The 18,606-nt window shown below is 61.5% G+C and carries 9 protein-coding genes; 2 read left to right on the forward strand and 7 right to left on the reverse strand.

Annotation, left to right across the window (positions count from 1 at the left end):
* Positions 1-210 precede the first annotated feature (210 nt).
* Positions 211-393: a hypothetical protein gene (locus J1G34_RS00075; RefSeq protein WP_065883342.1), complete on the forward strand. Its 183-nt coding sequence runs from the start codon at positions 211-213 to the stop codon at positions 391-393.
* 71 nt (positions 394-464) lie between these two features.
* Here the strand turns inward: J1G34_RS00075 and J1G34_RS00080 are convergent, their stop codons facing one another.
* The 7 genes from J1G34_RS00080 to J1G34_RS00110 all read right to left on the reverse strand — a co-directional run bounded on the left by J1G34_RS00080 (position 465) and on the right by J1G34_RS00110 (position 11,977).
* Entirely contained in the window at positions 465-1,355 is an 891-nt protein-coding gene (locus J1G34_RS00080) for a transglutaminase family protein (protein ID WP_065896732.1), read from the reverse strand.
* A complete protein-coding gene (locus J1G34_RS00085; RefSeq protein ID WP_065894521.1) occupies positions 1,355-3,841 on the reverse strand; it encodes a circularly permuted type 2 ATP-grasp protein in 2,487 nt (828 codons plus the stop codon). The genes J1G34_RS00080 and J1G34_RS00085 overlap by 1 nt, the downstream gene beginning before the upstream one ends.
* Before the next feature lie 90 nt (positions 3,842-3,931).
* On the reverse strand, positions 3,932-7,222 hold the full coding sequence (locus J1G34_RS00090) for a transglutaminase family protein (RefSeq protein ID WP_222992986.1): 3,291 nt from the start codon (positions 7,220-7,222) through the stop codon (positions 3,932-3,934).
* Between the two features lie 187 nt (positions 7,223-7,409).
* Complete coding sequence (locus J1G34_RS00095; protein ID WP_065894517.1) at positions 7,410-7,859, reverse strand: hypothetical protein; 450 nt, start codon at positions 7,857-7,859, stop codon at positions 7,410-7,412.
* A gap of 226 nt (positions 7,860-8,085) precedes the next feature.
* Positions 8,086-8,535 carry a hypothetical protein gene (locus J1G34_RS00100; RefSeq protein WP_065896731.1) on the reverse strand — a complete coding sequence of 150 codons (450 nt, stop codon included), beginning with the start codon at positions 8,533-8,535 and terminating at the stop codon, positions 8,086-8,088.
* Complete coding sequence (locus J1G34_RS00105) at positions 8,532-9,464, reverse strand: NAD synthetase (RefSeq protein ID WP_065894513.1); 933 nt, start codon at positions 9,462-9,464, stop codon at positions 8,532-8,534. Before J1G34_RS00105 ends, J1G34_RS00100 begins: the two co-directional genes overlap by 4 nt.
* A gap of 209 nt (positions 9,465-9,673) precedes the next feature.
* Entirely contained in the window at positions 9,674-11,977 is a 2,304-nt protein-coding gene (locus tag J1G34_RS00110) for a YgiQ family radical SAM protein (protein ID WP_065894512.1), read from the reverse strand.
* A gap of 313 nt (positions 11,978-12,290) precedes the next feature.
* Between J1G34_RS00110 and J1G34_RS00115 the strand changes: the two genes are divergently transcribed.
* A complete protein-coding gene (locus J1G34_RS00115; protein ID WP_222992988.1) occupies positions 12,291-18,593 on the forward strand; it encodes an NEL-type E3 ubiquitin ligase domain-containing protein in 6,303 nt (2,100 codons plus the stop codon).
* The last annotated feature ends 13 nt before the right edge of the window (positions 18,594-18,606 follow it).

The following is an 18,606-nucleotide window of genomic DNA, read 5'->3' on the forward strand; positions in this document are numbered from 1 at the left end:
CAATCTAACATCCGCCTCCACGGCAACCGGATATGATCGGCCCATCCCCCACTGGAGCCCGCGCCATGCCCCTCAATCAACTGTTCAACGGCCTGTTTGCCGCTTACGCCAACGGTAAGTGAAGGCCAAGCGCGCTGCGAAGCTGCTACCATAGCGACCCAAGGCAGCCGCGCGCCGCCCACCCTCACCTTCGACCCTAGAGGATCGCCCATGGCCAAACCTAATTACTCCTTCGCCAAACGTCAGAGAGACTTGGCCAAGGAACAGAAGAAAGAGGAAAAGCTGCAACGCAAGAAAGCCGCTGCTGATGAAGAAGCGGGCGCACTGAACCCGGACGTCGACGCTGAAGCAACCGGCGACGACACTGAAACACCAAAAGATCCGGCTGAATAATTGATCGTTCCCACGCTCTGCGTGGGAATGCAGCCTGGGACGCTGCGCGTCCCGGCGCACCTGAAGCACGATCATTCCAGCGGCATCACCGTCACCCGCACCTCCGGGTCATGGTTCCCTCCCCCCAATATCACCCCGCGCAACGGCGACACATCGGAAAAGTCCCGGCCCCAGGCCAGGGTGATGTGCTCCAGTGCCGGCCGCACGTTATTCGTCGGATCGAAATCCACCCAACCCGACACCGGACAAAACACCGACACCCAGGCATGAGAAGCATCGGCGCCGATCAGCCGTGGCTGGCCGGGCGGCGGCTGGGTGAGCAGATAGCCGCTGATATAGCGCGCCGCCAGGCCCCGCGAGCGCAGGCAGGCAAGCATCAAGTGGGCGAAGTCCTGGCATACGCCGCGACGGCGCTCCAGCACTTCCACCAGCGGCGTGGCAACCTGAGTGGCTTCGGCATCGAAGGTGAATTCGCTGAAGATCTTCTGCATCAGCGCCTGCACGCCTATCAACAGTGGTGCGCCGGGCGGGAAGCAGCTTTCGGAGAACTCGACGAAGGTTCTTTTCAAATGCACGTAAGGCGATTCGAAGCGATAGCGGCAGGCTTCGATGATCTGCGGTGACAGCGGCTGGCTGCTGTAGGTAAAGCTGTCACGGGTGCGGTCCCACGCCGGCGACTGGCGCAAATCCAACGGCGGCCGCGCCAGCACTTCCACGGTCAGGCCGGCGTTGATCAGCAATTCGTCATGGGGCCGTTCGAACGCCAGGCGGGTGATCGGGTTGCCGAACACGTCCAGCTCATCGCGGCGTGACGAGGGCTGCGGGCTGATATCCAGGGTCTGCCAGGTGCACCGTTGCCACGCACAGGGCCGCGGCCATAAATGCGCCAGCTGCTGGGCCAGGGACACCGGGCTGTCGTAGTGATAATGGGTGTCATGGAAAATCTGATAGCGCGCACTCATCACACCGACACCGTTTGCTGGCTGACATCATCCACATGGGCAAAGTGGCGCAGGGCCAGGCGGTCCGACACTTGCCCGCTTTCATCGGCGACCGCTTGCAGCAGGTCGGCCAGGCCATCCAGGGCGGCGCGCACGCCGGATTCGCCGAACAGCGGGTTCTCCAGGCAACCGAGGTCGAAGCGCGCCAACTGTTCCACCAACGCTCCCAGGCCGGTTTCCCGTGGCACGCCGAAATCATCGTTCAAGCGACGCAAGGTGCGACTCACCAGTTTTAGCTGGAACAGCACCGCATGGGGGTTCTGCTCGTCGAGCAACAACAGGTCGAGCACCGGAATCAGTTGCGGCACCGCCAGGTACCGCGAACGGTAGGTGATGCTGCTGTTGCCCAGTTCCAGCAACCATTCCAGCCCGGCCTGATCGAAGACCGCCACGCCGCGCAGGAACGCGGCAAGGCTGCCGCTCAGGAACTGCAGGCGCTCGATGCGCCGGCCCATCATCAGGAAGCGCCAGCCCTCGTCGCGGGTCATATCGTCCAGGGCAAACCCGGACAGCGCCGCCAGGGACATCACCAGGCGGTTGAGGAAGTCCAGCAACTCGCCGAAGTCCGGGGTTTCACGCTCCAATTCCATGGCTTCGCGTTGCAGCTCCACCAGCGCCTGCCAGTTTTCCCGGGACAACTTGCCGCGCACCTGGGACGCCGCCCACTGCAAGCGCTGCAAATTGGCGCGCAGGCTCGAGGGCCAGTCATCGCCGAGCAAGGCGGCCAGCAAGCGTTCGGGCAACTCGCCCTCTTCCGGCAACAGCCGCAGGCTTTCGCCCAGTTCGACCGCTGCCTGCAAGGCCAGCGGGTCGTCGCCGTCGACATAGCGCGCCAGCACAATACGCAGCCAGCGCGCGCTGTCATCGCAACGCTCGCAATAACGGCCAAACCAGAACAGGTTTTCCACCACCCGCGACGGCAGATACGGATCGCGGCGCACCAGGTCGTGCGCGCCAATCACGCGCTGGGCGCGCCACTGCTCGCCACCGGGCGCACGTTCGCCGAGTACCCAAGTGTCCTTGCTCGCTCCGCCGCGTTGCATCGACACCACTTCGGCATCGGCTTCGGCGGCTACGCGGGTCAGGCCGCCGGGCAGCACACGGTAGCCGTCGTCACTGGCCACGGCGTACACGCGCATGCCGATGGCGCGGTGCTGCAAGTGGTCGTCCACGGTGTGCCACACCGGCGCCTGGGACAGCTGCGCCAGCTCCTGGGCAACATAGGCGTAGGGTCTGGCACGCATGCGGTCGGCCAGGGCCTGGCGTTGTTCGGCGTTCAGGTCGCGACCGAACACCGGGGCGAAACTCTGCGAGGGGAACGCCGGTTTGATCAACAACTGCGGCAGCTTCTCCAACGCCTCGGCCAGCACCGGCGCCTCGCCGCACCACCAGGTGGCGATGGACGGCAGGATCAGTGCTTCGCCAAATAAAAACTCATTGATCTTCGGCAGGAAGCCAAGCAGGCCCGGGGACTCCAGCACACCGCTGCCCAGGGCATTGGCCACCAGCACATTGCCCTGGCGCACGGCATCCAGCAGGCCCGGGACGCCGAGCGCCGAATCGGTGCGCAGCTCCAGGGGGTCGCAGAAGTCGTCATCCAGGCGCCGCATGATTGCGTGAACGCGGCGCAAGCCACTGAGGGTCTTGAGAAACACGGTGCTGTCGCGCACGGTGAGGTCGCCGCCTTCCACCAGGGGGTAGCCGAGCTGACGCGCGAGGTACAAATGTTCGAAATAGCTTTCGTTGAAGCGCCCCGGCGTCAGCAGCACGATCAACGGTGGCTGGTCATCGCCGGGCGCCTGGCGGGCCAGGGTTTCCTGGAGCGTGCGGAAGAAACCGGTGAGGTGTTGCACCTGCAAGTCACGGTAAAGATCCGGGAAGGCGCGGGACACGATGGTGCGGTTTTCCAGGGCATAGCCGGCGCCAGACGGGGCCTGGGTTCGGTCGGCCGTCACCCACCAGCGTCCATCAGGCGTGCGGGCCAGGTCCACGGCGTACAGGTGCAGGAAAGCTCCGTCCGGTGGCTGGATACCCTGGCACGGCCACAGGAAGTTGTTGTGACCGAATACCAGCTCGGCGGGCAGCAGGCCTTCCTTGATCAGGCGCTGCGGCCCATAGAGGTCGGCGAGCACGGCATTGAGCAGGCGCGCCCGCTGGGCAATGCCGGCCGACAGGTGCTGCCACTCGTCAGCGGCCAGCACGTGGGGCAACAGGTCCAGTTCCCATGGGCGATCGGCGCCCTTGGGATCGGCGTAGACGTTATAGGTTACGCCGTTTTCCTGGATCTGCCGGGTCAGCAATGCCTGGCGCTGGGCCAGTTGGGCCGGCGTGCTGCGTTGCAGGTGGTCGAGCAGGCGCTGCCAATGGGCACGCACTGCGCCGCTGTCATCCAGCAGTTCGTGATAGGTGCCCGGAGTCAGCGGGTAACGGTCGAGCAAATCGGACATGGAACGCTCGGCAGAGGCAAGGGGGCTCAGGTTAACTCAACAAACACTGCAAATCCTTGTGGGAGGACCCTCCCACATTTGGATTGTCATTCAATCATTTTTATTAGGGAAGCGGCGCAGATCCAGCGTCATCGGCAATTCATCGTTCACCACCACAGTCGGCACGCAGAGCTTACCTGGACTATGCCCCAAGCGGAAAAACCGCGCCATCCGCCGGCTCTCGGCTTCATTGGCATTCACCGGCAAGCTGTCGTAATTGCGCCCGCCCGGATGGGCGACATGGTACTGGCAACCGCCCAGCGAGCGCTGCATCCAGGTGTCCACCAAGTCGAACACCAGTGGCGCATGCACCGCGATGGTCGGCTGCAGGCAGTTGGCCGGTTGCCAGGCGCGGTAACGCACCCCGGCGACAAACTCGCCGACGCGGCCGGTCGGCTGCAGCGGCACCGGGATGCCATTGCAGGTCAGTACATAACGTTGCGGTGCCAAGCCGCTCAACTTCACTTGCAGACGTTCCAGGGATGAGTCCACATAGCGCACCGTACCGCCGACCGCGCCCTCCTCGCCCAGCACATGCCAGGGTTCCAGGGCCTGGCGCAGTTCCAGCTCGATACCGCTGACGGCATAGTCGCCGACCTTGGGAAAACGAAACTCCAGGTGCGCGGCAAACCACTCGGCGCGCAGCGGATAACCGGCGGCATTGAGCTCGGCGATCACATCGGCGAAGTCCTGCTCGATAAAGTGCGGCAACAGGAAGCGATCATGCAGTTCGGTGCCCCAGCGCGCCAACTTCGGTGGCGCGTAAGGTTCACGCCAGAACCGCGCGACCAGCGCCCGCAACAGCAACTGCTGGGTGAGGCTCATGCGCGCATGGGGCGGCATTTCAAAGGCGCGCAGTTCCAGCAGGCCCAGGCGGCCGGTGGCGCCATCGGGGGAATAGAGCTTGTCGATGCAGAACTCGGCGCGATGGGTATTGCCCGTGACGTCGATCAGCAGGTTACGCAGCAGACGGTCGACCAACCAGGGCGGGCATTCTTCGCCCGGCTCGGGCATTTGCGCAAAGGCGATTTCCAGCTCATACAGCGCGTCGTTGCGCGCCTCATCCACTCTCGGCGCCTGGGACGTGGGGCCGATAAACAGGCCGGAAAACAGATAGGACAGCGAGGGGTGGTTGTGCCAATAACTGATCAAGCTGCGCAGCAGATCAGGCCGGCGCAGAAACGGTGAATCCTTGGGCGTGGCGCCGCCCAGCACGAAATGGTTGCCGCCGCCGGTGCCGGTATGACGACCGTCGATCATGAACTTTTCCGTGGTCAGGCGGGTTTGCCGCGCCTCTTCGTAGAGGAATTCGGTGCGCTCCACCAACTCGTCCCAGGTGGCGGACGGCTGCACGTTAACCTCGATCACGCCGGGGTCCGGCGTCACTCGGAAATTGCTCAGGCGTGTATCCGAAGGCGGTTCGTAGCCTTCCAGCAGCACCGGGCAATGCAGTTCTTCGGCGGTCGCCTCGATGGCGGTCACCAGCTCCAGGTAATCCTCGACACGCTCCAAAGGCGGCATAAACAGGTACAGGCGCCCTTCCCGCGCTTCGGCGCACAGCGCAGTGCGGGTCAGCCAGTCGGCGGATTCATCGACCTGCGGCACGCGCTCATCGCTCGGGGCCGGTTCGTCATGACTGTGCAGTTGGGCAGTGGTCGGCAGCGCCGGTTGGTCCTGATTCGGGTCGGTCGGCTGCACAAACGGATATTCCGCAGCCGTCACCCACGGCTGCGAGGCCAGCGGCAGTCGATAACCCAACGGCGAATCGCCCGGCACCAGGCGGCAATGGTTGTCGCGCAGGTACCAGCGCCCGCTCTGCCAGCGATCATTGGCGGCGGTGCGCGCCAGCGGCAGCACCTGGCCAATGACTTTATCCAGGCCCTGGTTGAAGACTTTGCGCAGGCGCTCGCGCTCCAGGTCATCGCTCAGGCGCGGGTCCTGGGCGGTGACGTTTTGCGGTAGCGCCCCCTCGCGCCACAGGTAGTAAAAATTGTCTTCAAACGCGGGGAACACAAAACGGGCCGGCAGCTTGAGACGCTCGGCGACACTGGCCAGGAAGCGCCCGGCCAGTACGCCATCCGCGCCGTAGTCGGCTTGTTCATCGGCGATCAACGCGCTGTTGTGCCAGATCGGCACGCCGTCGCGGCGCCAGTAGCAGTTCAGGGACCAGCGCGGCAACTGCTCGCCGGGGTACCACTTGCCCTGGCCGAAATGCACCAGGCCCTGCGGCGCGTAGTGCCTGCGCAGGCGCTGGAACAGCTCGGCGGACAAGCGACGCTTGTCCGGGCCCAAGGCGGCGGTATTCCATTCGGCGCCGTCGGGGTCATCGATAGAGACGAACGTCGGTTCGCCGCCCATGGTCAGGCGCACATCGTCCCTGTGCAGGTCAGCATCAATCTGCCGGCCCAGGGCCTGGATCGCCAGCCATTGCTCTTCGGTGTAGGGCTTGGTCACCCGTGGCGCTTCCCAGAGGCGCTCCACCGACATCTCGTGGCTGAACTCGCATTCGCACGGCTCAACCAAGCCACTGATCGGTGCCGCAGAAGACGGATCGGGGCTGCAGGCCAACGGGATATGGCCTTCACCAGCGAACAAGCCCGAGGTGGCATCCAGGCCGATCCAGCCGGCGCCGGGCAGATACACCTCGCACCAGGCGTGCAGGTCGGTGAAATCCACGTCGGTGCCGGAGGGGCCATCCAGGGCTTTGACATCGGCGGTGAGCTGGATCAGATAGCCGGAGACAAACCGCGCCGCCAACCCGAGGTTGCGCAGCAGCTGCACCAGCAGCCAGGCCGAATCGCGGCATGAGCCCGAGGCATTTTCCAGGGTGAACTCCGGGGTTTGCACCCCCGGCTCCATGCGGATCAGGTAGCCGATATCGGCGGCCAGGCGCTGGTTGAGTCCGACCAGAAAATCCACGGCCGGCAGCGGCGTGCGGGCGATACCGGCCAGGTAGGCGGCGAACTTCGGCGTCAGCGGCAACGTTTCCAGGTAGGGCGCCAGTTCGCGCTGCTCATCGGCGGCATAGCTGAAAGGGATGTTTTCGGCGTAGGGCTCGAGGAAAAAATCGAATGGATTGAATACCGCCATCTCGGCGACCAGATCGACCTCTACGCGCAGCTCGTCAGTCTTTTCCGGAAATACCAGACGCGCCAGATAATTACCCTGGGGGTCCTGCTGCCAGTTGATAAAGTGCTGCTCGGGCAGCACCTTCAGCGCATAGGACAGTATCCGCGTGCGGCTATGGGCCGCCGGGCGCAATCGCACAATTTGCGGGCCGAGTTCGACAGCACGGTCGTAGCGGTAATGCGTAACGTGGTGCAACGCGACATGAATCGACACGGCGGCCTCCTGCGAGCCAGGGCATGGGCACAACGCGCGCAAGACTTATGCCAGAGCGGCGGTCATTGCGCTTTATCGTGGGAACCGCCGCAGTACAGCACCAAAATGGCGCCGACGGTGGCGTCATGGTGCGAAGGCTGCACATATTTATGGCGAACGCCTGGAGGGAGGTGGTGAATCTACCCAGTCATGGGGCCTTGTGCCTGGCGCCGATGGCTTGCCGCAGGTGGCGAATTTTAACCAATTTGGCTCGCATCTCTCGCTGCCCCTTGCTGTTGAGTATCAGCAGCCCGAACAGTGGAAAAACCAGCGCCAACCCATAAAGAACAGGATGAGGGGCGTATTGGAACATCGGCAACACAAACAGCAGGCAGGCCACGTAGATACCGACCATCAACCATGTCCAAGAGGGTTTGCCGCGCAAAATCATAAAGTTGCTGTGCACCGTCAGCAGCGTGAACACGGCCCCGGCCAGCATGATCTTGCGCCCGACTTGCGCAAGGGGCGCATCAGCAAAATAGGTGACGAACGCCAGCGCCATGGCCAACGCCAATGAAAAATACGCCGCAAATACGCCGCCCAGAAATGTCAGAAAGTAATGCCTGAAAAAGTCCCGGAGCGTCATCAGTTCGCCCATTCTTTTACTTCCTCGTACAACTGAACCGACGCTATCGGGGGCAAGCCCCCGATAGCAATCTGATAGGCGCCACCATACCAAACAGGCTCAGCACCTACCACAAAGCGAAACGCCAACCCGAGACTGGCGTTTTACAGGCCTGCGCGGCCGCCTGGTTTAGCGCGAGATCGTAACGCGGGCCAGACTTCCTGGTGAAGGTGCGAACACAGGTGGTGAATCTACCCAATCAACGGGCTCTACGCTGGGCAACGACGGCCTGTCGCAAGCGCCGTATTTCATGTAGCCGCTGACGCATTTCGCGGTGGCGCTTGCTGTTGAGCAACAGTAAGCCCAGCAGTGGGAACAAAACCGCCGAACCGTACACCAGGCGGTTGAGGTCGTACTGAATCATCGGCAAGACGAACAACAGGCATGCGCCGAGGTATCCCGCCACCAGCCTGGCCGCCCAGGGATAGCCACGCGCGATCATCACGTTGCCAAACACCAGCACCACCACCAGCAGCAGAATCGCAGCCCCCGAATAGCTGGACTTGAGCGCTGGCTCTACCCCACGCAAATAGGTCACGCCCGCAGTGGAAACTGCGACTGAGCCGGAGAAGATCGCCATGAAGACGGTGCCCATGAACACCGGAAAATAACGGGCGAGAAAACTGCGCATATCGGGGAAGCCGCTCATTCGGTCAAATCCTCGTACAAGCCGATCGCAATGGTGCTGGCCGTACCGACATGCCCGGTTCGATAGCTACCGGCGATGCCCAATAGGCCGCCCAGCGCATCTTTCAATTGGGTCAGCGTGGCGTGGCGGATTTCGGTGGAGCTGTAGCTCTTGGTCAGCTTGCCAGCGCGCTGCTGCAGCTTGAGCAACTTGGGCGTCAGGCTCGGATCGCGCAGGCTGAGCAACTCCTTGGTCAATTTCTTGCGTTCCTGACGGCTCAGGCCCTTGAGCAGCTCATACCAACTCTTACCCAACGCGGCGGCCTTGTTGGCTTTGAGCAGCCTGACCGTGGTCAAGGCCCCCGTGCCGATCCCCACCAGCGAGGCCGCATCGAGGATGGGTGAAACCGCGCCATACCATTCGGCGTCGTCCATGCGGTCGTTCGCATCGGGATCAAGTATTTCGTTATAGGTACGCGCCACGCCAAATCCGCATTGGGCGCTGCTCGCCAGCGCCGCAGTGACGCCGATACCCACCACAAACGCACTGGCACCCGCAGTGAACGGCACAGCGACGCTGCCGCTGAATACAACGATCCAGCCGATCACCGCTGCGCCACATGAAAGGCCCATATCAAACGCCTCTTTCCTCAGACGTCCTTCGCGGGGGTCGGTCTTCACCTGCTCTACAAACTGTGCGGGCGAGATGTATTTCTGCGCCTCGCGCAAGATGATGCGCTTGGGCCTGATACTGCAGATGGGCTTGAATTCGCGCAGAGTGATAACGTTGAGGTCAGCGTCGATATACACAACGCCAGCCCCGACGATGCCCGGATCGGCGTCGATAGCTGCAAACAACCGCGGCAGGTTGATCTGACTTTCAATACGCTGGCGCGCCATGAACTGGGAGCGGTTGGAGTCCATGCCGATGCTGAGCAGGGGGTTGCTCATGGGGGTGATCTTCCTTGAAGGGGGTGACGGAACTGACGCTATCGGGGGCAAGCCCCCTCCCACATTTTGAATGTATACACGCATCAACGTGTGGGAGGGGGCTTGCCCCCGATAGCAATCTGATAGGCGCCACCATACCAAACAGGCTCACCACCGACTAGAAAGCAAAACGCCAGCACGAGGCTGGCGTTTGGCATGTCAGGCTGCGATCAACGCGGCACCACCGGCTTGCGCACAGGCTTGCCGCCTTTGCCCTTCGCCGCATCGGTACGTTCCTTCGCCGCCTGTTTGTTGCGCGCCTGCGCCGCCGCCTTGGCTTGCTCGCGCTTGTCCCACGGGTTGCTGCCATCACTGCCACGCGGTGGCAGGCCGGTGTGCTGGGTGAGGATTTTGGTGGTGGTTTCCCTGGCGACCTTGTGGCTGCCGGCCGGCGTCGAGTTCTTGCGACGCGCGCTCTGGTAGCTGTCGGTGCTCGGCTGGTGCAGCGGAATCAGTTGGTCCTTGCCCGGCCCGATCAGGTCGGCGCGGCCCATGCGGGTCAGCGCTTCACGCAGCATCGGCCAGCCCTTGGGGTCGTGGTAGCGCAGGAACGCCTTGTGCAGGCGGCGCTGCTCTTCGCTCTTGACGATGGTCACCGCATCGCTCTTGTAGGTGACCTTGCGCAGCGGGTTCTTGCCCGAGTGGTACATCGCGGTGGCGGTGGCCATCGGCGACGGATAGAACGCCTGCACCTGGTCGGCACGGAAGCCGTTGCCCTTGAGCCACAGGGCCAGGTTCATCATGTCTTCATCGGTGGTGCCGGGGTGAGCGGCGATGAAGTACGGGATCAGGTACTGTTCCTTGCCCGCTTCCTTGGTGTACTTCTCGAACATGCGCTTGAACTTGTCATAGCTGCCGATGCCCGGTTTCATCATCTGGTTGAGCGGACCTTCCTCGGTATGCTCCGGGGCGATCTTCAGGTAGCCACCGACGTGGTGGGTCACCAGTTCCTTGACGTATTCCGGCGACTCAACGGCCAGGTCGTAACGCAGGCCGGAGGCGATCAGGATCTTCTTCACACCCGGCAACGCACGGGCGCTGCGGTACAGCTGGATCAGCGACGAGTGGTCGGTGTTCAGGTTCGGGCAGATGCCAGGGAACACGCACGACGGCTTGCGGCACGCGGATTCGATTTCCGGGCTCTTGCAGGCGATGCGATACATGTTCGCGGTTGGCCCACCGAGGTCGGAGATCACGCCGGTAAAGCCCGGCACCTTGTCGCGGATCTCTTCGATCTCGCGAATGATCGACTCTTCGGAACGGTTCTGGATGATGCGGCCTTCGTGCTCGGTGATCGAGCAGAAAGTGCAGCCGCCGAAGCAGCCACGCATGATGTTCACCGAGAAGCGGATCATGTCGTAGGCCGGGATCTTCTCCTTGCCGTACGCCGGGTGCGGGACACGGGCGTAAGGCATGCCGAACACGTAGTCCATTTCTTCGGTGGTCATCGGAATGGGCGGCGGGTTGAACCACACGTCGACTTCACCGTGCTTCTGCACCAGGGCGCGGGCGTTGCCTGGGTTGGTTTCCAGGTGCAACACGCGGTTGGCGTGGGCGTAGAGCACTGCATCGCCACGGACTTTTTCCACCGAAGGCAGGCGGATGACGGTCTTGTCGCGGGTCATGCGCGGGCTGGCCAGGATCTGTACGACCTTGGCTTCTTCCGGGTCGTCCACCGCGCCTTTTTCCTGCTCGATGGCGCAAGCCTGGGTGTCCTGGGTATTGACGTACGGGTTGATGATCTTGTCGACCTTGCCCGGGCGGTCGATGCGCGTGGAGTCCACTTCATACCAGCCCGCCGGGGTGTCACGGCGAATGAACGCGGTGCCGCGCACGTCGGTGATGTCTTCGATCTTATGGCCCCACGACAGGCGCTGGGCCACTTCGACGATGGCCCGCTCGGCGTTGCCGTACAGCAGGATATCGGCGGTGGCGTCGATCAGGATCGAGTTGCGCACACGGTCCTGCCAATAGTCGTAGTGGGCGATGCGGCGCAGGGAGGCTTCGATACCGCCCAGCACGATCGGCACGTTCTTGTAGGCTTCCTTGCAACGCTGGCTGTACACCAGGCTCGCACGGTCCGGGCGTTTGCCGGCCATGCCGCCAGGGGTGTAGGCGTCGTCGGAGCGGATTTTCTTGTCGGCGGTGTAGCGGTTGATCATCGAGTCCATGTTGCCGGCCGCGACGCCGAAGAACAGGTTCGGCTCGCCGAGCTTCATGAAGTCGTCTTTGGACTGCCAGTTCGGCTGGGCGATGATCCCGACGCGAAAGCCCTGGGACTCCAGCAGCCGGCCGATGATCGCCATGCCGAACGACGGATGGTCAACGTAGGCATCACCGGTGACGATGATGATGTCGCAGGAATCCCAGCCAAGCTGATCCATCTCCTCCCTGCTCATCGGCAGGAATGGCGCAGGACCGAAACATTCGGCCCAGTACTTGGGATAGTCAAATAACGGCTTGGCTGTTTGCATGACGGTGACCGGTGTTGAGATGAAAAATCGCGGGCGCGGAATATAGCACAAATTTTGACCAATTCCGACGACAGTGGTCGGCTTTTAGCCACGCCGCGCCCGACGGCGCTTATAGCCCGGTTTTGCTGGTGGCAGGGCCCGCATGGGGGTGCTGATCACTCGTCGTCATTGACGGTGCAGCGGCCGGGGCGTTTTCAGCGCACAGCTTTATGCACCGCTTCTTTCGATACTGTCCGCCCTAATGTCGCTCGGTCCTTTCAACAGAGCGCCTGCCAGGCTGCCATGCCAAGCGCTCTCTTCCTGAGCACACACCATGACCAACTCAGTCACCCCTGATGCAGAGCAACCTGCATTACTCACCAATGCAAGCTGGGCCGAACAACAGATTTATCAGCTGATACAGGAAAACGTAACCGCCTTCATGGGCAAGATGGGCGTGGATGAGCAAAAAGAATACCTGCGCCTGAGCAAAGAGCTGGTGGAGCGCGAGCAAACCCTTGGCAACGCCCTCACAGCTCTTTACGACGACCTGAGCCAGCAAATGGTCGACGCTCTGGAGCGCGCGCTGAAGAGCAAAACCGGCACGGCCATCAATTCGCGTACTACCTACCTGAAGACGCGGATCCGGCAGTTGCCGGTCTCCCCGGATGACCTCCCCGCCAACGATCGCCTGGGCAACAACGTGCGTATCTACAAAGAGGACCTGGGCGTACGTGAGTACGAACGCTCGATCACCTTGCTGGAGGCCGCGTATCGCAACTTCGGGTTTACCGCGTATTTCTCCACCGAAGAACAACGCGCCAGCTCTATCAGCGGCGACGTCATCAGCGTCAAAGAGTTCGTGGGCGTGGCAAGGAGCGTGGACATCGGCAAGCGCATCAGCGACTACATCGAAAAAGAGTTCATGAAGCGCCTGTCCACCCCGCTCTCCGGCCTGCAAGGCACCAAGCTGCTGGTCGCTTTGAGGGACGCCTATCGCACCAATGAGTCCTGGAGTATCAGCGAGCGGGAATTCAATGACCTCAAAAGCTGGCTGTTCGACACCAGCGTGCATTGGGACCTCTACCAACTGGACGCCGGCGGCGACAAGATTGCCTTGCCGTTTTTCACTCGTCGCTTTGATACGCCAGACGGTTCTTGCGTCTACAGTTATTTCCCGGACCGCCCCAACGGCGCACTACGGCGGCACGCCTCTGGGCAAGAAGCCGTGGACGCCCTGCAGAACCAGATCCGCAACGACGTGGGGCTGGCACACTTCAGTTGGTTCATGAAGGCCATCTCCCTGAACAATCAGGAAAAGCTGCGAGCCTTCATCAAACCGCTGAATGTCAACCGGGACGACCTCTCCTGGCACGCACGGATCCTGTACGACCTGTTTGCCAGCAAGACCCCAAACAGGCAAAAACTGGCGGTGGAAAAAATCGGCACGGACATCCGCAGCCTCGCCCTCACCTTGCCGATCTACCAGTCGTGGCCAATCCAATCGGACCTTATCCGACTGGCGCGCACCAATAAAATGGCGGACCGCGAGGCCGCCGTTGCGTTGGCCACCTATCTGGTCAGCGAGACCTTGTCGATGCTGCTGATTCCGCTCCCCGGTGGCGTGACCGGCTTGGGCAAAATCATGCTGGTCGCAATGCTGGGCACCCTCGTCTACCAGACCTGGTCTGCCATTGTGGCGCTGCGCCGAGGCCAGCAGGCAGAGCTGGTGCAAGCCGTCGGCGACATTCTTGACCTGCTGGTGGGGCTGCGTTTACAGGGGGCGGCGGCCAAGTTGTCTGCCCGCCGCACCCGTCGGTTGATGAGCGCGCTGGGCAACCCCAACTACGCTATTGCCACAGACGGCAAGCCAGGGTTGTGGTTCATCAACGACTACACACAAATCGACCCGAACTACCTGACAGGACTTGAACAAAACCCTCAAGGCCTGTTTGAAAAGGGCGGCCGCAGCTACATCAAGCTGCAGGTCGACAACCAAACCAAATTCGCCCAGGTCACCCTCGAGAAGAGCTCCGGGCGCTATCAACTGGACATGCCGGGCTCTTCAAGCATTCACCCCTATGTCACTTACTCGGCCAAACATGACCGCTGGACACTCGACTCCATCGATACCCGCGCGCTGAACGAAGCCCAATTGCTGCAGCACATGATCTCGCCCAGCGAACTGCCGTTGAGCCCGACCGCCAGCAAGCGCGCGTTGGATGTCGCAGCCGTTGATCGCCAGGAATTGCTGGATATCTGGTTCGATCGCCGGCCCGGCCCTGTCGCCTTGACACAAGCCATCGAGAATCAGCAACTGCGCGAAGGGCTCACCCAGCTGCAAACAGCGCTAGAGCGCAGCGATGGCCCGCTGCCGCCCATCGCCGACCAGATCATGCCTGCACTACTGGCAGACCTGGGCACCTGCACGATCAAGCTGTACACCCCTGACGGCAAAACCTTGCTGTCCAGCTACACCCCGGTGCTCGCGCCCCACACACAACCGTTGGCCACCATCGAGCTGCGCCAGGAGGGGCGTGATCGTTACCTGGCACCGGCATTTGGCTCGCCGGTCGGCTCACTCATGCAACAGGTCTTGCAGGAACATGAACGACTCATCCCGGGTAGCACGTTGGGTCAGGCAGGTCACGGCAGTGAAGCGCACCACCTGGCGAGCCGATTGCTTGAGCTGAGAAAAAAACTCGCGGCACACCTTCAGACGCATCAAGCAGCCGTGTATGAGGCGTTACGCGATGGCCGACTGCGCGACCACATGAATGCACAACATCCAGCCACTCGGTTTGCACCCACGGCACTGTTTGAGCAGACAGCCGGTGGTGACCCCGCCATCAGCCTGTTGCGGCGTCGCTTTCCGGACCTGTCACGAGCAATGGCCGCAGATTTGCTAAGGCTTCATCCCGCATTACGCGACATCGGCCTTTACTCGTTCCTGGAGGCTCCAGTACGCGAAGCCATTCACAAGAGTATTCAACAAAGCACCATCACTGAGGCGCTCAACGCACTTTCGGACCCGAGCGGCCTCGGGCTCAACGCGCACAGCCAGGCCCTGTTCTGCAACCTGCTGACGCTCTTGCCGGGTTGGCCGAGCGACCTCGGTGTAAAGGTTTACCAAGGCGCCACCGATCAGACCGGGCGGATCACCCACCGAGGCTCACTGCTGGAAACCTATGGGAGCGAAGACGCAGACAGCTTCGTCATGCTGGTCAAGTCCGGCACTGAATATGCCGGCTACCTACAGGGCAGTGGCGAACTGAAAACGGCCGTCGCCGGGCAGAACAGCCTACTCGGCGCCACCCTGCGCGCGCTCACCGAAACCCAACGCAATGAGTTGGGCCTTGAGCCCCACGACATCGCCGTGCTGGCCCAGGACGTGCTTGAACAGGCGCGCGTACAACAGGCGCATCTGCCGCAATTCCTCACACCTTCGCGGGAGGCGCCGCTATCAACCTCAAGCATCAGTGCTTTCCGGATACCCCACTGGCATGTGCCAGACAATGCCGATGCAGACGGCATCCACGCCATGGGCGAGCGTCGATACGTGACCATCGACAACGGCACCTACCGGGTCATGCTCGACCGCGACGCTTCCTCGGCGACTGGCAAAGTCTGGCGCATCGTCAAACCGGGCGATCCGGTAGCAATGGACGAGGCTAACGTCTACAACAGCAGCCGCCTCGGTGAAAGCCATGCCATCCGGCGCAACGCCGCCAATGTGTGGGTCAGCGCCCTCGTCGGTGCTCCGGGGGGTGTACGAGGCGAATGGCATGACTGGTCGTTCTTTCGGCAATTGGCCGACAGTGCCAGCGCCCTCTTGAATCAACTGCGCAGTCCGCAGCGGCGAGTACACAGACTGTTTCCGTCGTTTGACCAGGGACAGATCAACGCCTTTATCCAGTCTCTGGGCAACGACATTGCCGGCGGACTGGCTCGACGAGAAACCGAATACAGAACCCTCGGCAGGGAGTTGAAAGCATGGCGGCATGCGAACGCATCCGAATCTGCAAGCTGGCCCAGGCTCGTTACCGATGAGGTCAAACGCTGCTGGCGTCGTGAGACCGGGACATCACTCAGGATGCCGCCGGGTACGGCTGCGCTTCCAGGACTGAAAGCCGACTTCAGCCATGTACGGAAGTTGGAACTTGTGTCGATCAACTGGTCGGACGGGGCCGATACGTTCCTGGGCAATTTCTCCAATCTGGAGCGACTGAGCATCACCCACTCCAAACTCGACAGGCTTCCCACAGCGGTCAGCGAAATGAGCCAATTAACCTCGCTGAACGTGAGCTCGAACCAGATCAGGCTGGATGTACCCAGCGCTGAAAAATTGGCCGGCCTGGCCCAGCTTGAACATATCGATCTGTCGGAAAACCCGCTGGGGATAACACCCGATTTCAGTGGCATGCCGAAACTGCAAACCCTGGACCTCAGCAGTACACAGATCGATCAATGGCCAACAGGCCTGCTGAGTCAAACCAACCTGAAAAGCGTCAAACTGCTCAATAACCGCCTGCGCGCAGTGCCTGAAACCTGCCTGAACCCACCGACCGATCAATTGGAAGCCATCGTCCGGATCAATAACGTCACGCAGCTGCAAGGCAATGACTTCCCCGCTAAATACTGGAGAAAATTCGACAGCTATTGGCGCAATCTGCATGAAAACCATCCGAACCTGATCAACAACGCAATCGACAGCGCGTTTGACTGTGGCAATCCAAGGGTTGAAAGGTATCGGCGGATGTATCCGGGCAAGAGCATCAAGCAAAGTCGAGAGTTTCTCTGGGGGCTCCCCAAAGGAACAGTGGCGGCAGAGCTGGACAGGCTGGAACTTGAGTTCAATCAACTCCAATCACAGTTGGACGCCTGGGCCTTTTCGGGAGGCGTTCGCCGTCAGGGCTACGTTCGCGCAGGCCAATTGGCAACCAATGCAGTGACTCGGGGGGATCGCGACATCGCTAAAGCTCGTATTCTGAGTTGCTGGAGACGAGAAACACCACAGATGCTGGCCAATGACGGCACACCGATCGGCCTGCAACTTGATCTCAGTGGACTGACACTGCCGAGCCTGCCAGACCTTGACGTAGACTTCAGCCACGTAGGCTCACTCAAGCTGGATAATATGAACCTGAGTGTTTCCCCGGAAAGCTTCCTGACGCGATACCGACACGTACGCTGGCTGAACCTGGCAGACAATCAGCTCAGGGACCTTCCCCCGGCATTGGGCGAGATGCACGGCCTTACGCGCTTGTATCTGCATAACAACCGTATTCGCCTGACCCCGGACACCGCCCGCATCCTGGCGGAACGCGTCACGCTCAGAGCGCTCTTGTTACAGGGAAACCAACAGCTCGGCGTGACCCCCGACTTCAGCCAGATACCCGATATCCGCTCGATTAATCTGTCGGGCACAGGCATTGAGACATGGCCGACGGGCCTGGCGGAGCAGCCGCTGCTGGACACGATCAACCTGAATGCCAACCGGATTACAGAGATCCCTGACGCCGTCATCGCGCCTACAGATGCGCTCCTGGCCCAGGCGGCCCGACTCAATAACGTGACCTCTGTTACCGGCAATCCATTGTCCGATCAGACGTTGACGCGGGTCGCGCAATACGCAGAACGGTTGATCACAGCCGGGCTCGCCCAAGTGGGGCAGCCGAACCGTCTAGTGGTCACATCCACCGAAAACAGGTCACCGGCACCCTTTAGAAATCGGGGCGACGAGTCGTTTCGACGCTTGACCAACGGACTGGCCTCCGCCCAGGTTTCCGCCAGGCGGGCGCAATGGAATATGCTGCGCGAACAGCAGGGAGCGGAGCCTTTCTTCGACCTGCTCAGGCGCCTGGAGCAACTGGGTACGGGCCAGCAGGATCACCGGCGAAGAGTCTGGGAGTTGATCGACGCCATCTCCGAAAACAGTCCGGAGTCCGAACAGCTGCGCAGAGAAGTTTTCGATCGGGCCGGCGAACCTGCGTGCTGCGACCGAGCGGCGTTCTCGTTTGGCAACCTGGAGGTCGCGGTCCTGGTATACAGGGCCCTGAGTCAAGCCATGGACCAATCACAAGGCAAGGCGCTGTCGGCATTGTCCAGAGGGCTGTTCCGTTTGCACGAAGTGGACAAGTTCGCCTCAGCCGACATCCAGCGCAGCGAGATGATCGTCAACGATCCGACGGTATCGGAAGAAGGGAAACGCCCCCATCGCCTGCGCCTGAGTGAGGAAGTCGAGATCAGGCTGGCTTATCGCTACGGTCTCAAGGATCGCCTCCAGCTGCCCGGACAGCCTCAGCGGACGGCCTTTACCCAGATGGGTGACGTCACTCAGGACAGGCTGGATAGCGCTTATGAAAAAATCGTGGCCCTGGATAATTCACCTGAGGAATTCCAGGCACTGGTTTCCAGGGAGTTCTGGCAGGTCTATATAACCAACAAATACCGAGCGCAATTCGAAGCGCAGCGCCAACCCGCTCAGGAACGATTGAATGCATTACGTGACAGTTTTGTCGCCGGACTGCTGCCGGAAGCAGACTACAAGAAGCAAACCGATGACGAGCAGGCCCAGCTCGCTATCGAAGAAGCCGAGCTGATCCAGACACTGACTCGGCAAGTGCTGGCCGAATGATCCCGGCCAGCGG

The organism is Pseudomonas sp. Wu6, from assembly GCF_019891515.1.
GTDB lineage: Bacteria > Pseudomonadota > Gammaproteobacteria > Pseudomonadales > Pseudomonadaceae > Aquipseudomonas > Aquipseudomonas orientalis_A.

Bases quoted from the DNA above. Each gene is read 5' to 3' on its own strand.
- J1G34_RS00075 (WP_065883342.1), top strand. From the start codon at position 211: ATGGCCAAACCTAATTACTCCTTCGCCAAACGTCAGAGAGACTTGGCC.
- J1G34_RS00080 (WP_065896732.1), bottom strand. From the start codon at position 1,355: ATGAGTGCGCGCTATCAGATTTTCCATGACACCCATTATCACTACGAC.
- J1G34_RS00085 (WP_065894521.1), bottom strand. From the start codon at position 3,841: ATGTCCGATTTGCTCGACCGTTACCCGCTGACTCCGGGCACCTATCAC.
- J1G34_RS00095 (WP_065894517.1), bottom strand. From the start codon at position 7,859: ATGGGCGAACTGATGACGCTCCGGGACTTTTTCAGGCATTACTTTCTG.
- J1G34_RS00100 (WP_065896731.1), bottom strand. From the start codon at position 8,535: ATGAGCGGCTTCCCCGATATGCGCAGTTTTCTCGCCCGTTATTTTCCG.
- J1G34_RS00105 (WP_065894513.1), bottom strand. From the start codon at position 9,464: ATGAGCAACCCCCTGCTCAGCATCGGCATGGACTCCAACCGCTCCCAG.
- J1G34_RS00110 (WP_065894512.1), bottom strand. From the start codon at position 11,977: ATGCAAACAGCCAAGCCGTTATTTGACTATCCCAAGTACTGGGCCGAA.
- J1G34_RS00115 (WP_222992988.1), top strand. From the start codon at position 12,291: ATGACCAACTCAGTCACCCCTGATGCAGAGCAACCTGCATTACTCACC.